The organism is Chryseobacterium foetidum, assembly GCF_025457425.1.
Lineage (GTDB): Bacteria > Bacteroidota > Bacteroidia > Flavobacteriales > Weeksellaceae > Chryseobacterium > Chryseobacterium foetidum.
Window position 1 is genome coordinate 540,305 of record NZ_JAMXIA010000001.1, and the last position, 15,717, is coordinate 556,021.

Annotated in this window: 9 protein-coding genes; 6 read left to right on the forward strand and 3 right to left on the reverse strand. The window is 35.8% G+C overall.

The features are described from left to right. Positions 1–54: 54 nt before the first annotated feature. Together NG809_RS02575 and NG809_RS02580 are read right to left on the reverse strand one after the other, a co-directional pair. Positions 55–1,545: a hypothetical protein gene (locus tag NG809_RS02575; RefSeq protein ID WP_262147807.1), complete on the reverse strand. Its 1,491-nt coding sequence runs from the start codon at positions 1,543–1,545 to the stop codon at positions 55–57. An 84-nt stretch (positions 1,546–1,629) separates the two neighbouring features. Continuing rightward, positions 1,630–5,118, reverse strand: a complete 3,489-nt coding sequence (locus NG809_RS02580; protein ID WP_262147809.1) for a glycosyltransferase family 117 protein — start codon at positions 5,116–5,118, stop codon at positions 1,630–1,632. 224 nt (positions 5,119–5,342) lie between these two features. Here NG809_RS02580 and NG809_RS02585 point away from each other — a divergent pair, with 224 nt between their 5' ends. From NG809_RS02585 to NG809_RS02605, 5 genes are all read left to right on the forward strand, one after another. Continuing rightward, positions 5,343–6,380 carry a PLP-dependent cysteine synthase family protein gene (locus NG809_RS02585; RefSeq protein WP_262147811.1) on the forward strand — a complete coding sequence of 346 codons (1,038 nt, stop codon included), beginning with the start codon at positions 5,343–5,345 and terminating at the stop codon, positions 6,378–6,380. 106 nt (positions 6,381–6,486) lie between these two features. Then, positions 6,487–7,749 carry an aminotransferase class I/II-fold pyridoxal phosphate-dependent enzyme gene (locus tag NG809_RS02590; RefSeq protein WP_262147813.1) on the forward strand — a complete coding sequence of 421 codons (1,263 nt, stop codon included), beginning with the start codon at positions 6,487–6,489 and terminating at the stop codon, positions 7,747–7,749. A 447-nt stretch (positions 7,750–8,196) separates the two neighbouring features. Next, complete coding sequence (locus NG809_RS02595; protein WP_262147815.1) at positions 8,197–8,661, forward strand: glucosaminidase domain-containing protein; 465 nt, start codon at positions 8,197–8,199, stop codon at positions 8,659–8,661. A gap of 119 nt (positions 8,662–8,780) precedes the next feature. Then, positions 8,781–10,127 carry an SGNH/GDSL hydrolase family protein gene (locus NG809_RS02600; RefSeq protein WP_262147816.1) on the forward strand — a complete coding sequence of 449 codons (1,347 nt, stop codon included), beginning with the start codon at positions 8,781–8,783 and terminating at the stop codon, positions 10,125–10,127. Continuing rightward, positions 10,124–11,785 (forward strand): MBOAT family O-acyltransferase, encoded by a 1,662-nt coding sequence (locus tag NG809_RS02605; protein WP_262147818.1) that lies wholly within the window; start codon positions 10,124–10,126, stop codon positions 11,783–11,785. Before NG809_RS02600 ends, NG809_RS02605 begins: the two co-directional genes overlap by 4 nt. Positions 11,786–11,896: 111 nt before the next feature. Here NG809_RS02605 and NG809_RS02610 read toward each other — a convergent pair whose 3' ends face one another. Next, entirely contained in the window at positions 11,897–13,216 is a 1,320-nt protein-coding gene (locus NG809_RS02610; protein WP_262147819.1) for a GDSL-type esterase/lipase family protein, read from the reverse strand. A 93-nt stretch (positions 13,217–13,309) separates the two neighbouring features. Between NG809_RS02610 and NG809_RS02615 the strand changes: the two genes are divergently transcribed. Then, positions 13,310–15,496, forward strand: a complete 2,187-nt coding sequence (locus NG809_RS02615; RefSeq protein WP_262147821.1) for a B12-binding domain-containing radical SAM protein — start codon at positions 13,310–13,312, stop codon at positions 15,494–15,496. The last annotated feature ends 221 nt before the right edge of the window (positions 15,497–15,717 follow it).

The window sequence follows — 15,717 nt, forward strand, 5'->3', positions numbered from 1 at the left end:
TATCGTTTAAATTTTAAACACTTAACATAGATTCATTAAATATGATATCAAAATCTATTTTTTGATTTTCTCGTAAAGATTGTAATCCGTACCTGAAGGTTTTAAACAGTAAATTTTCTCTAAAACCGCATTATCACTGTGCAAATGGTCTTTTACTCTAAATTCTTTAATTAGTTTATAATTTTGCTGATAATACACTGCATCTTTTTCTTCAAAAAGGTTTTTATAAGAAAGCAAATATTTCGGACTTCTGTTTTTCACTGTATTTACCCAATAATTTTCTTTGTCTTTTACAATTTCATTTTGAATATTCTTATCTACCAATCCAACTTCGTCAATTGTCTTTAAGTGAGAAAAATATGGAACGTAACCCGCCGGTTCAAGCATAATCCATTGATTTTTATCTTTTTCATAAATATCCAGATAAAGCCCGATGTGTCTGCGGTAATTCCATTCTCCATTTCCTGTGGCGAGAGAATGAACAGTCTGAAATGCAACCATTGGGATGATATAAAAGACTATAAATAACGAAAGCCAAAGATTCCTTTTTTCTTTAATTTCGAGAATAAAAATAATGACCGGAACGAATAAAAGAATCTGCGGAACCCAGTAATACCAATCGAAAAGACTTTTTTGAGAAAGGAAAATAATCTGTTTGATCCATCCGAAAATAAAAATAATCCAAAGAAAATAGTTTCTGTTGTTTCTCTGTCTCACCAGAAAAATAAAACAAAGCAATTCAAAAACTGCAATGACAATCGTGAAAGGATTAAAATCTTTCGGAAGCTTGATCATTCCCCAGAAATTACCGTAATTCAGATTAAAATAATCCCAGTTTTGTTTTAAATTAAATTGTCCGTCATATCTCAATTTCTTAGCAACAATCGTGTTATTGACAATTTCTCCGAAGTAAAACCAGTTGAAAGAAAGTGAAACGGCAAGGGCTAAAATTCCTCCAAAAATATAATTCCATCTTATTTTTTTAGTCCAGAGAAGATCTACAATAAATGTTATTCCGAGAAAAATCACTGTGTCGATCCGTGTAAACATGATGGGCACAGGCAGAAGCAGTAACGCCCACTTTTTTTCTTTTTTAAATCCATAATACAGCAAAGCCATTTCCAGAAAGAAAAGAATTCCATATTCCATCCCGAGAATTGAGATTTTTATGGAAGGCGGCAACAATCCAAAAAGTATAATGAATAGAGCCTTATGTCTGTTATCTTTAAAAAGCAGATGCGAAAGTAAAACGCTTCCGATCGTAAAAAGTATCGAGTTGAAAATCAATAAAGGTTCTATAAAGTTTTCCTTACCGAAAATAAGATTGAAAAAATATGAAACAAAAACATAAAGATGTGTAGTGGAAGCCGAAATTTTTGTCGCTCCGTTGAAGCCGATTACGCCATAATCCATCAGGTTTTGCGCAACCCGCCATGTAATGAAAGCGTCTTCCTGAATGTGATGCGTAAGAAGGAAAAATATTTTGACTGTGAGGGCAATAAAAAATGCGTAAATGGGAAGCTTTTTCTGTCCGGATTCGGTCATCGTGTTCGTTGTTTGTGCAAATATAAACCTTATATTTTTTACTGTCAAAACAAAAAAAACGGAACCGAAGTTCCGTTTTAAATGCTACTGTATTGCTTTTATGAGTGAATTGTTGATCTGTTCTTCTTTCTGCTTTGCAAAATTAGAATCAATCGGCTCTATCACATCCATCAGATAAGAATAATAGGAAGTAATTTTCTGAGCGTTGTTTTCAATTTCATTTCTTGCTTTGTCTTTCCCCATAGACTGGGCTTTTTTCACAAATGCATTGAATTTTTTATCGATAGGCTCCATAGATTTCACAAGATAATCGTAAGCTTTCTGATTCTGACCCAATTTCCTGTAGGCATCGGTTACCGCTGTCACAACTAAGGAATACTCAGCAGGTTTTGATCTCATCTGTCTTCCGATATTTCTCTGCTCAGCAGCATCTAAAGTTAAATAGAAATCATATTCATCAAAAATTCCTTTTTTCAGCGTTTCTGCGATTTCCAAAGCTTTTTTCTCCTGTCCTGCCATGATGTATCCGTTCACCATTGAGCTAAGAGATCTTGGATCATTGTATTTGGACGCTGGGATTTCCTTTGATGCCAAATCAAGAATTTCCAAAGCTTTTTTCTTATCACCTTGTAAAGCTAAAGCTGCTGCTGCTCTGCTCGCCGCACTTCTGTAGCCGATGATATTTGAAGTGGCAGTTTCATCAAAATGAACATTCAGATCTTTGAAATTGCCCCATTTGTAATTTTTTACAATGTTGTAAAGCGAATTTCCGTCTACTCTTCCCATTTCACCGTCACTGCTTCTTGGCGTACGAATCGGAACTAATCTGTAACTGAAACCGTCGAACTGAAGATAATCGTCCAAAAAGAAAATATTTTCACTGTCATACACACCTCCCGTAGAGAAGTTGATCGTTCTTTTCCAGTCAAAGTTGGCTAAAATATCAAACATAATCAGGTTGCCTTTGTACAAAGTATTTGCCTTATAATCTACAGTAATGTGATCTACAACATTCGGTAAATCTTCTGCTGAAATTGTTCCTGATTTTACTGCGTTGGCTTTGTTGACAGGGATGACAAATTTATTTACCGGCAGGAAATTGTATTTTTCATATTTATCTCCGCCAAAGATTTCCTTTAATACTTCATCCTTTTCCGGAGACTGAATTTTAATAAATTCCACGGCTTCCTTAATCGTCATTGAATCTTTCTCTAAATATCCCTGGAAAGCTCTCATAACACTTTCAGCAGTTCCCTTTTCCTGTAAATTTGCAAAAACATTTTTCCAGTCGCCAGGTTTCATCATGTAAATCTGATCGTTTACGCCGTCACGGTAGTCGTCGTGTTTAAGCTGTCCTGGAACCGGCATTGCGTTATAGGTTCTTCTTTTTACCTGATCTATATTCCACGGAGTTGAAAGAAGTGTAAAGTTGACCACTTTTACATCATCCCTGAATCTTTCAGTTTCCTGCAATGCCCAAACCGGATATGTATCATTATCTCCGTAAACAAATAAGATATCGTCTTTTGGAAGAGATTTCAACATGGAATAAGAATAATCATAAGCTGTGTAGCGACCGCTTCTGTCATGCGAATTATAATTCTGGAAGCCCATCATTAGTGGAATTCCCATTAAAACAGCACCAAAACCGATATTGGCTAAATTTGATTTTACTTTAGACTGAAGGTACCATAAAATTCCTCCGGCTCCTAAACCGATCCAAATGGCAAAGGCATAAAAGGAACCGACCGTTGCGTAATCTCGCTCGCGTGGCTCATAAGGTTTCATACCTGTATAGAAAACGATTCCGATGCTTGTTAAAACAAATAAAGACAGCAATGCATAGAATCTTCCGAAGTCTCTGTTGAGCTGAAAATAACAACCTAAAACTCCAAGAAGCATCGGCAGGAAAAAGAATGCTACCGTGCTTTCATTTCTGAATTTCGAGGGCATCGCATTCTGATCACCATACAAAGCATTGTCAATAAAAGGAATTCCTGAAATCCAGTTTCCTCTTGTGATTTCCTGATTGCCTTCAAGGTCATTCTGTCTTCCTGCAAAGTTCCAGAAAAGGTATCTTACAAAATAATATCCGTTTTGGAACGTGATAAAATAGTGCATGTTGTCTACAAAGGAAGGTCTCTGAACTTTAATTAAATTATAAGGTCTTACCTTAAGATAATCCGAAACCGAAATATCTTTGTTATCATATTTGGTTCTGAGTTCGTTGAAGATTTGCTGAGCTTCAGGGCTGTCTGCAACATCTGGATTATCAAAATTAAAAGTGAAATCCGGTGCACCGTACATCGCCATATAGTTGGCCATTACAGCTTTATCTTCATTAAACATTCTCGGCATAAGGCTTACATGATCCTTATTGAAAACGTAATTGAATCTGTCACCTGTTTTTCTGTACGTTCCGGTTTTCTCATCTTTTTCGTAGATTTCTCCGGTTTTATTGGTTTTAAAACTTCCGTCGTCATTTTTTTCGATACCGTTGGCATCCAGAAATGCAGTGTAGTTTTGTCCGTAAATCGTTGGCCAGTCACCGTACTGCTCTCTGTTGTAATAATCCAGCATTCCGATTGCGGTATCGGGATCATTCAGGTTCATTGGCGGGTTGGCGTTGGCTCTGATGGGAATAACCATCCAGCAGGAGAAACCAATCACCATAAATACTGACGAAAGTGCTATTGTCTGATAAATTTTCTTTTTAGCTTTTCTGGCATATTTGATAATGAAATAAGAAACAGCAACCATTACGATAAATCCTGCAATCGTTCCCGAGTGGAAAGGCAATCCTATTCCGTTTACCATGAAAATTTCCAGTCTTCCGAACATCGTCATGATCAGCGGGAAGATAAGTTTAAATACAATGATTAAAATTAAAAGCGTAACGCCATTGGCTATGATGAAATTCTTCCATGTAAATTCATAGTTTCTTGCGTAATAAACAAGACAAACAGCAGGAATTGCCAACATACACATCATGTGAACACCCACTGACAGCCCTACAATGAAGAATATTAATACGATCCAGCGGTCAGCATCTGCCGCAAGATATTCGTTTTCCCACTTGGTTATCAGCCAAACGAGCAGGGCGATAAACATTGAGGCCATAGAATACACCTCTCCTTCCACAGCCGAAAACCAGAATGTATCTGAAAATGTGAAACACAATGATCCGATTACTCCTGCAAAAAGAATAGCAATCTCCTGATGTCTGTTGATTTCTTCAAAATCCTTATTCAGAAGTCTTCTCACGAAGTGCGTGATCGTCCAGAAAAGAAAGAGAATGGTGAAAGCACTGAAAAGCGCAGACATTCCGTTAATCACAACCGAATAGTTTTCGCCTCTACCGAAAGCAAAAATTCCTGCCACAGCACCAACGATTTGAAAAAGTGCGGCGCCCGGAGCGTGGGTTACCTCAAGTTTTACGGCAGAAGAAATGTACTCGCCACAATCCCAAAAACTAAAGTTGGGTTCTATGGTTGAGAGATACGTGATAAATGCAATGGCGAATATCACCCATCCGAGAACGGTATTCCATTGCCTGAAAGTCCAGTTTTTCATAGTATTAAATCAATCATGCGAAAATAAGATTTTTAGATGATTTTATACCGATTTTAACAAAATTTAAAAAAAATGGCGTAAATTTTGGCTGCGAAATCAGAAAGCTGCAAAACTCAAGCGAGGATTTTTAATTATCATTGCTGTAGTTTCAAACAAAAGTTTAGAGATTATTTATTTTTTTGTATTTTTGCGGTCAGATTTTTATTGAAAAAATTAATAAAATAATGAGTAATGTTTACGATAATATTCTTGGCCTTATAGGAAACACTCCTATGGTGAAGCTTAACACTGTCACAAAAGACATCCCAGCAACCGTATATGCCAAGTTAGAATCATGTAATCCTGGACATTCAACCAAAGATAGAATTGCTCTTCATATTATAGAAAACGCAGAAAAAAAAGGTTTATTGAACAGTGAATCTGTAGTAGTGGAAACCACTTCCGGAAATACCGGATTTTCTATTGCTATGGTTTGTATTATAAAAGGATACAAATGTATTCTCGCCGTAAGTGACAAAACGAAAGCCGAGAAAATTGCCTACCTGAAATCTTTGGGCGCGCAGGTTTATATATGCCCGGCCAACGTTCCGGCAAATGATCCGAGATCATACTACGAAGTTGCAAAAAGAATTGCAGCCGAAACACCTAACTCGGTGTATATCAATCAGTATTTCAACGAGCTTAATGTTGATGCCCATTATCAGACCACAGGTCCTGAAATCTGGGAACAGACTCAGGGAAAAATTACACACCTTTTTGCCTGCACCGGAACAGGCGGAACTTTATCAGGGTCTGCTAAGTTTTTAAAAGAAAAAAATCCAGACATCAAAATTATCGGTGTGGATGCTGACGGTTCTATTTTGAAAAGCTTCCACGAAACCGGAGAAATTCACAAAGAAGACGTACATCCTTATCAGATTGAGGGAATGGGAAAAAATCTAATCCCTTCTGCCCTTTTATTTGACAAAATCGATGAGTTTGTAAGAGTGAACGACGAAATGTCTGCTTACAGAACCAGAGAAATCGCTTTGAAAGAAGCTATTATGGGAGGTTATACTACAGGAGCTGTTACACAGGGGCTTATTCAATACGCAAACTCTCATCAGTTTGCAGAAAATGACCTTGTTGTTTTAATCTATCCCGATCACGGCTCAAGATACATCACAAAAGTCTACAGCGACAAATGGATGGAAGAACAGGGATTCATCAACAATTGCTTTCATAATTATGACGAAGTTTTCAAAACAGAAATCATTAAATAAGAAATAAAATAAAAGCCTTTTGAAAAAAAACAAAAGGCTTTTTTCATTCTATATAATTTAACTAAATTTGTTCGTTAAAATTTACAATTAAACCCTTTACAAAAAAATGGTAGATATATTTGAAAGAATAAAACAAAATCCGGGACCATTGGGTCAGTTTGCAGATTATGCAGAAGGATATTTTGTTTTTCCGAAACTGGAAGGACCTATTGGCCCAAGAATGAAATTCCAGGGTAAAGAAGTAATTTTCTGGAGTGCCAACGATTATTTGGGATTGTGCAACCATCCTGAAGTTTTGGAAGCTGATGCAAAAGCAGCGGCAGAATTCGGAATGTTTTATCCGATGGGAGCAAGAGCAATGTCAGGTGAAACCCAGCAGCACCAGCAGTTGGAGAAAGAGCTGGCAGAGTTTACACAGAAAGAAGCTTCCTATCTTTTGAATTTTGGCTATCAGGGAATGGTTTCATGTATAGATGCGTTGGTTACAAGACACGACGTGATCGTTTATGACGCAGATTCTCACGCATGTATTGTTGACGGCGTTCGTCTTCACATGGGAAAAAGTTTTACTTTCAAACACAATGATATTGAAAGTTTGGAAAAAAACCTTGCAAGAGCAACAAAAGTAGCTGAAGAAAACGGTGGCGGAATTTTAGTAATCACCGAAGGTGTTTTCGGAATGAGAGGAATGCAGGGTAAACTTAAAGAAATCTGTGATTTAAAATCTAAATTCAATTTCAGACTTTTGGTTGATGATGCACACGGTTTCGGAACTTTGGGTAAAACCGGAGCGGGAGCTGGTGAGGAGCAGGGATGTCAGGATCAGATTGATGTGTACTTCTCGACTTTCGCTAAATCAATGGCTGGTTTTGGCGCGTTTTTATCAGGAGATCAGAAAATTATACAGTTTCTGAAGTATAATCTTCGTTCTCAGATTTTTGCTAAATCTTTAACAATGCCAATGGTAATCGGAGGTTTGAAGAGATTGGAATTATTAAGAACCCGTCCGGAAATTAAAGACAAGTTATGGGAAAACGTAACTAAACTTCAGAACGGATTAAAAGAAAGAGGTTTCAACCTTGGAAATACGGATACCTGTGTAACGCCGGTCTTTATTAAAGGAACTACAATTGAAGCAACACTTTTAGCAAAAGATTTAAGAGAAAACTACGGTGTATTCACTTCTGTGGTGGTATATCCGGTAATTCCAAAGGGGATGATTTTATTAAGATTAATTCCTACAGCATCGCACACAGACTCAGAAATCAATGAAACTTTGGCAGCTTTTGAAGGCATCAAAGAAAAACTGGAAACTGGTGTTTACGCAGAAATGGAAAAAGAAATGAACATCGAGTACAAGCAAAACTAAACTTGATTTTTCATCAATATAACTGACCATCGGAGTTTCCGGTGGTTTTTTGATGTAAATTAAATTCAGGATAACAAAACCTAATTTCTTAAATATCAAGTGGTTTTAGAGAATTATTGACAGTAAATTTTGAACAAAAAGGTTATAATTCTGACAAAAATTAAGATTAAACTTCTATTATTTTTGAAAAAGTTGAAATATCACAAAAACAGTTAAATTCGTTACGTAAATTATTTATTTGATAAAATTTAAACATTATTCGAATAATATTCAGAGAAATAAAACTTTAATAGCATTTAAATTTAAACATTTAATAAATCCTAATTTTTAACATTTTTTAACTAATTATCTTCACAGGACGCCGATTGGGCGTTATATTCTGTTAAAAATTAGGCTGTTAGATCGTGTAGGGGTAAATTTGCAACCATGATTTCAAAACATACAATTATGAAACACAGTTTTACGTACTTAAGAATTGTAATTTTGAGTTTGGTATTCAGCTTCGTTTCTTTACAGGTAAATGCACAGACACAAAGCTATATACAGAAAAACAAAACTCTCGCAGAAAAATTATCATCCAAGTACGGTATACCAAGCTCTGTAATACTTGCAATAGCATTCGTAGAAACAGGGGGCGGCACAAGCAGAAATTCCAAAGCATTAAACAATCATTTCGGGATTGTAGGCAAAAACAGTATCGGTTCAAAATACAAACAGTTTGAATCTAAAGAAGAAAGTTACGAGGCATTTTGCAAACTGATCGTAAAAAAGAAATACTACACCGCCCTGAAAGGCACTGAGGATTTCGGAAAATGGGTGAAAGCAATTGCCAACGCAGGCTACTCTACACAGCCCGGAGAATGGATGAGAAGAATTAATTCCATCATTCACAAGTACCAACTTAAAGACTAAATTCCCACGCAGGAAACGGATAAAAAGCTTCAAAAAAATATTTGAAGCTTTTTTTTATTTCATCTTGTAAGGAATACTGAAACTGATTAAATTAGCATTCTAAATTTCCCTAAAATTTTATGTTTGAAAATAAGAATTGGCGGGTGGTATCACTGATTACCATTTGCTTCTGTCTATACTTCATTTTCTCTGTACTTAGTTTTGCTTTTGGTTTTCGGTGGGAACCTTTCGAAAAAGTAAATCTGATTACTGATGTTTTTAAGTTTGATGAAAAAGAAAATGCAGATGCCGAAAAAATTGCCAAAGTAGATCCCAAGAATCCAAACTTAGCAACCGATTTCGAACTTTATAAAAAACCTGATTTGGTTACCCGTTTTTACAAGGATCAAAATGTGAATGTACTTCCCTATTTTTCGGAAAAACTTCATCAGATAAAATCAACGGGAAAAGGAAAACTGAGAATTGCCTATTTTGGCGACAGCATGATCGAGGGTGACCTGCTTACACAGACGCTTCGTCAGCTTCTTCAGAAAGAATTTGGCGGTTACGGCGTTGGTTTTCTTCCGGTGCAGACCAATGTGGGAAGTTTCAGAAAGACCGCTTCTGTGAAAGGAAACGGCTGGAAAACAGTCAATTTTATGGATAAGGGTGCTTCGAATATGTATATTTCCGGTTTCAGCTTCAGCGGCGGCGGAAATTCTACTTTAACCGACAAATCTGTTGGCTCGGTTCCCTCACTGCAAAAATATCTGATTTTCGGAAACGCTTCGGGTGCCAACGTTAATTTTAACGGTTCCAATATATCTCTTCAGGGAAATTCAATGGTAAATTCTCAGATGCTTTCTTCAGATACTTTAAAAACGGTCAGTCTAAGAAGCAATTCTTCGGGGCTGCAGGTGTATGGGATGAGTTTTGAATCTGAAAACGGTATTATCCTCGACAACTTTTCTTTCAGAGGAATTACGGGGATTGAATTTAAAAAGATTGATGAAAATTTTCTTAAAGCCGTTCAGAATACCAACCATTATGACTTAATTGTCATGCAATATGGTGTAAACCTTCTCTGGAAGCCCGATACAAAAGATTTTTCTTTCTATACCAAAAATATGAAACCTGTTTTGGAAAAATTCAACAAAGCTTTTCCTGAAACTGATATTTTACTCGTAAGCAGCGCCGACAGAGCCTTTATGTACAACGGAACTTATGAAACAGCCACCGGATTGCCCAATGTTCTTGAAACTCAGGCGAAACTTGCTTTCGATCATAATTTAGCCTTTTTCAATCTTTTTGAAACGATGGGTGGAAAAAACTCGATTGTCGGTTGGGCATCGCAGAATCCACCTTTGGCGAATAAAGACTACATCCATCCGAACGGGAAAGGCACCGATGTTTTGGCTCAGAAGATTTATCAGGCACTCATGAAAGATTACAAAAAATACAAACCAACGACTCCCGACACAAAATGAAACAGTTAGAAAACTTTTTTTCTTCATTTGACTGGAATGCTTTTCTAAACCAGTTTCTCTACGATCCGAAAAATCCTTTGCTTTTTAATAATGGTTTTTTTGTGTATTTTTTCACGCTCTTTATTTTGCTTTTTTTTCTCTTGAAAAATCATCATACCGCGAGAAGGTATGTTTTCACTTTTTTTTCGCTCTATTTTTTTTATAAGGCGAGCGGATGGTTTGTAGGATTGGTGGTAGTTTCAGCGCTCATTAATTTTGCATTATCCAATCTTATTTACAGGTTAAAAGTCAAATCCGGAAAGACCTCGCTTCTGATTTTAAGTATTGTGATCAACCTTGCGATTTTGTTTTATTACAAATACACCAATTTTTTCATTACAGTTTCCAATGAAATTTTTACTACAGAACTTCATCCTTTGCATATTATATTACCAATCGGGATATCGTTTTTCACGTTTGAAAATTTAAGCTACACCATCGACGTTTACCGTGGCGATTTTGAACCTGCAAAAAAGTTTACAGATTATTTACTTTTCCTCTCATTTTTCCCGAAACTGATGATGGGACCTATTGTGAGAGCGCACGACTTTGTTCCGCAGATTAATAAACCCTACATCATATCTGAACGGGATTTTGCGATGGGATTTTATCTCATTGTATCAGGATTGGTTAAAAAACTGGTGATTTCAGACTATATCACACTCAATTTAGTTAATTATATTTTTGATACACCTTCACTTCACGCCGGACTTGAAAATCTGTTTGCAGTTTATGGTTATGCGATGGTAATTTATTGTGATTTCAGCGGTTACAGCGATATTGCAATTGGGATTGCACTTTGGTTAGGATTTAAAATTCCTGCCAACTTTTTCTCGCCTTACCAGAGTAAAAATATAACGGAATTCTGGAGGAGATGGCACATTTCGCTGTCTTCATGGCTCAAAGATTACCTTTATATTCCTTTAGGTGGAAACAGGAAATTTTCTGTTGCTTCGATTATTTTTGTGACCTTATTTTTGGTTGGAGCATTCCTGATGTCGGTCAATTTGTTCAAATTAAATTACATATACGCATCTTTAGTCTCGGTAGTTCTGCTTCTGATTTTTCTGCTTCCTGCGATTATTACAAAAAACTCAAAAGGTATTGCTGCTAATTTCAACCTTCTGACAACGATGCTTTTAGGCGGATTCTGGCACGGAGCAAGCTGGAATTTCATTATCTGGGGAGCTATTCACGGTATCGGACTTGGTTTGCATAAAATATGGATGCTTCTGACCGGAAAAGCGCTCTCCGGAATCAATAATTCTTTGATTTACAGAATTGTGATGGGAGTTTTTACATTCCATTTTGTATGTTTTGGGTGGATATTTTTCAGGGCAGAAAATTATGATGCGGCCATTACAATGATCAATCAGATCGTATATAATTTTGATGCGGAAGTATTTTTGCCTTTCTATGATAATTACAAAAAAGTAATCTGGATGATTGTTTTTGCGATGATCATTCATCTGATTCCTGATGACTGGGCCGAAAAAGGAGTTTTAAAATTAAAAACAATTCCTCTGGCAGCATATATTTTAGTATTTTTTGGATTTTTAATTCTCTATGGATACTTTAAATCTGTCGAACAGGTTTTACCAATTTACCTTCAATTTTAAGTAGCTTATAGCAATTGGCTCTTGACGAATGGCTTTGAATCCAGTAATTTAAAAGTTAAAAAATAAATGATTTAATTTTTACAAATACTAAAAACATAAAAACCTGCAGAATCAATTCTCTGCAGGTTTTTTTATCGCTTTCCAAATGGCTTCCGCTTGCTTTTCATATCCGGGCTTCAGATAATGAACTCCATCGCCACTCGCCTCTTTTCTTGCCTGAGCCTTTTTGAATGAACCTTTTCCACCTGTTGCTTCAAAGAGATTAAAAAAAGCAGTGTTGTTTTGACGCGCACTTTCTTCAATCCAGCTTATCACTTCAATCGTTCGGTTTTCTTTTGGCGAATTATCCGGCGGACCAATCAGTAAAATTGGCAAATCTGGATTTTCATTTCTGAATTTGGAAATCACATCAGTTACATTTTTTTGAAATTCTTCCTTTTCAAATTTTCCGAAAGCTTCGTTCGTCCCCAAAGCGATGATGAGAACATCAGACTTCATTTTTGAAAGCTGTTCAAGTTGAAGCGGGAATTTTAAAAAGTCAGAATAAGTGGCTCCGTTCACGCCGACCGTATTGAAAACAATTCCTTTTTTCACATTTTTCAGGAACTGAAAACCATAAAATGTGTTGCCCTGAGGATTATTTGTTTTTAGTAAAAATACATTCTGAGGACTTTTAAAATCAATTTCAGTTTTTGAATCTGTAAATTTATAATCGCCTATCTTTTCTGTAATTTGTTCAAAATCAGGATTATAATTTAGAAAATTTCTTTCAACTTTATAAACTGAGCCTGCTTTCGGATTTAAAATTTTGTCGCCGTTCAGGGCACGCAATTTTGTAGTAGTCGTATTGTATTGAGACACAATTTCATGAAAAGTTTGATTTTCTGAAGCTGTATGATTTATTCTTTCAGATTTCTTCTGAACAAAATCTTTTAGTGACTGATTTTCATTAAACAAAGAAAAGCTTCCGCCTTTCATTTTAGCATCATTGTAAATTACCACCTTATCAAAACTGTCCTCAGGATTTTTAAAAGTGATTTCAAGAAAGGAATCTTCTTTATTTCCAATCACAAATCCGGCAGCTCCGATTTGTGGAAAAACCTTTTGTTCATGAACCAAACGGAAGGTTTCCCAAGGCTGATTACTCACCGACGAAAAATCTTCAGCACCATTGGTATTGGCAACCTGATACGGAAAAACCAAACCGCGACCCGCATTTCCGTACTGATCCTGAAATTTCTTCCGTAGATAGCCTGTCAAATGATCTGCCTGAATGTGTGAATCTCCGATAAAAAGAATCTGAGTCACCTGATTTTTACTTAAATTTTCAAAGAAAGGTTTTAAAACCGCTTCATTTTCAATATTTTGTGCATGTGCATTGAGTGAAAATGTCAAAAAAGCAAATAATAAAATCGTATGGGAAAATTTCATACTGTGAATTTAGAAATTTTTTACTGAAATTTATTCTATCTGAAAGGAATATGTAAGTTTGATTTTAAAACGTAAATTTGCAAAAAATTTTTGTTGAAAGATCTGCTTCTCATAACTCCGCCTTTTACGCAACTCAATACTCCCTATCCTGCCACAGCTTATATTAAAGGTTTTTTAAATACGAAAAACATTTCGAGCTATCAAACAGATTTGGGTATTGAGGTAATTCTGGAATTATTTTCGAAAAATGGTCTGACAAAAATATTCAGTGAGGAAATTTTAATTCAGTCTTTTTCAGAAAATTCACAGCGGATTTTCAGTTTAAAAGATGAATATATCAAAACCATCGATCAGGTTATTTCTTTTCTTCAGGGAAAAACTCCGACCTTGGCAAGACAGATCTGTTCAATGAATTTTTTACCGGAAGCTTCAAGATTCAATCAACTGGATGATATGGAATTTGCCTTTGGAAATATGGGACTTCAAGACAAGGCTAAACATCTGTCAACATTATATTTAGAAGATTTATCTGATTATATAGTTGAAGCCGTCGATTCTGATTTTGGTTTCAGTAGATACGCTGAAAGATTGGGTAAATCTGCCAATTCTTTTGATGAATTGTATGCTAAAATTTCAGGAGAAAAAACTTTTATCGACGAAATTACTTTAGGAATTTTAGATGAAAAACTGAAATTAGTTGAACCAAAATTAGTCTGTTTTTCCATTCCCTTTCCTGGAAATTTATACTCTGCTTTTCGGTGTGCAAAATTAATTAAAGAAAAATATCCTCACATCAAAACTGCGATGGGCGGTGGTTTTCCGAATACGGAACTGAGGGAAATAAAAGACAAAAGAGTTTTTGAATTTTTCGATTTCATCACTTTAGATGATGGTGAAGTTCCTTTGGAATTGCTCTGCGAAAATTTAAATAAAACAGAAAATTTAGAATTCAAACGAACTTTCCTGATTGAAAATGAGGAAGTTATCTATAAAAACAATTCCAAACGTCACGATTACAAACAGGCAGACATCGGAACTCCCGATTACACTGATTTACAGTTAGATCAATACATTTCTGTGATTGAAATTGCCAATCCAATGCACAGTTTGTGGAGCGACGGAAGATGGAATAAGCTCACGATGGCTCATGGCTGTTATTGGGGAAAATGTACTTTTTGCGATATTTCTTTGGATTATATCAAAATTTACGAACCCATTTCTGCCAAAATTCTGGTTGACAGAATGGATGAACTTGTTGCCCAAACCGGAGAAACGGGATTTCATTTTGTAGATGAAGCCGCTCCACCAGCTTTAATGCGTGAAGTTGCTTTGGAAATTTTAAGAAGAAACCTTGTCGTAACTTGGTGGACCAATATTCGTTTTGAAAAAAGTTTTACCCGCGATTTATGTTTTTTATTAAAACTTTCAGGTTGTGTTGCTGTTTCAGGTGGCCTTGAAGTCGCAAGTGACAGACTTTTAAAATTGATCGACAAAGGAATTTCTGTAGAACAGGTTGCCAAAGTAACAAGAAATTTCACAGAAGCCGGAGTTATGATTCATGCTTATCTGATGTATGGCTACCCGACTCAGACGGTTCAGGAAACGGTGGATTCTTTGGAAATGGTTCGTCAGCTTTTTGAGATGGGTATTCTGCAAAGTGCTTTTTGGCATCAGTTTGCGATGACAGCGCATTCGCCGGTTGGACTCAATCCCGAAGAATTTGGAGTGACACCAATAAAACAGGAAATTTTATTTGCCAACAACGATATCGATTTCACAGACAAAACCGGAATCGATCATGGCAAATTCAGTTTTGGACTAAAAAAATCTCTTTTCAATTACATGCACGGAATTAATTTTGAAATTCCTCTGCAGGATTGGTTTGATTTTAAAATTCCAGGAACAACGGTTCATCCCGATTATATTCATGATTGTTTGCTGGAGGAAGAGGATTTTAAATTTAAAGGCAATTCAAAAATATTATTTTTGGCGAAAAATGTAATCGCTGAGAATCGTTTAAAAAAGAAAAAACAAACTGAATATCCGTACACAAAAATTACAGTCCATCTAAAAACAAATGTTGTGAGCATCGATCTGGAGCCTGATCACGCAGAATGGCTGATGAAAATGATGCAGGAAAATTATGTGGATCAGTCGCAAAAGATTTCACTTCAGCAACTTAAAAATCAGTTTGAAGAAAATTTTGAAGACTTTGAATTATTTTGGTTTTCAAAACCGATTCAGCAGCTGAAAGAGAATGGTGTGATCTTGAGTTTGTAAGCTAAGATTTAAAATTCAAGATTTAAGGTATAAGGTTTAAGGTTTAAAATAATTAACGTATTTTCATTTCTAATTTTTATAATTGGATTAAAAATATTTTTAAGATTCCTGCTGAATAACAGAAAAAAATTCTGAGGAATTTTCTCAGAATTTTTTATTTTGATGAAGCTTAATATTTTTTTTATAATCGAAAGGAGTAAAATCTACATTTATTCAGTTTC

Excerpts from the sequence above, each read along its gene's own strand:
- NG809_RS02600 (WP_262147816.1), top strand. The coding sequence starts at position 8,781 with ATGTTTGAAAATAAGAATTGGCGGGTGGTATCACTGATTACCATTTGC.
- NG809_RS02590 (WP_262147813.1), top strand. The coding sequence starts at position 6,487 with ATGGTAGATATATTTGAAAGAATAAAACAAAATCCGGGACCATTGGGT.
- NG809_RS02580 (WP_262147809.1), bottom strand. The coding sequence starts at position 5,118 with ATGAAAAACTGGACTTTCAGGCAATGGAATACCGTTCTCGGATGGGTG.
- NG809_RS02585 (WP_262147811.1), top strand. The coding sequence starts at position 5,343 with ATGAGTAATGTTTACGATAATATTCTTGGCCTTATAGGAAACACTCCT.
- NG809_RS02610 (WP_262147819.1), bottom strand. The coding sequence starts at position 13,216 with ATGAAATTTTCCCATACGATTTTATTATTTGCTTTTTTGACATTTTCA.
- NG809_RS02595 (WP_262147815.1), top strand. The coding sequence starts at position 8,197 with ATGAAACACAGTTTTACGTACTTAAGAATTGTAATTTTGAGTTTGGTA.
- NG809_RS02575 (WP_262147807.1), bottom strand. The coding sequence starts at position 1,545 with ATGACCGAATCCGGACAGAAAAAGCTTCCCATTTACGCATTTTTTATT.
- NG809_RS02605 (WP_262147818.1), top strand. The coding sequence starts at position 10,124 with ATGAAACAGTTAGAAAACTTTTTTTCTTCATTTGACTGGAATGCTTTT.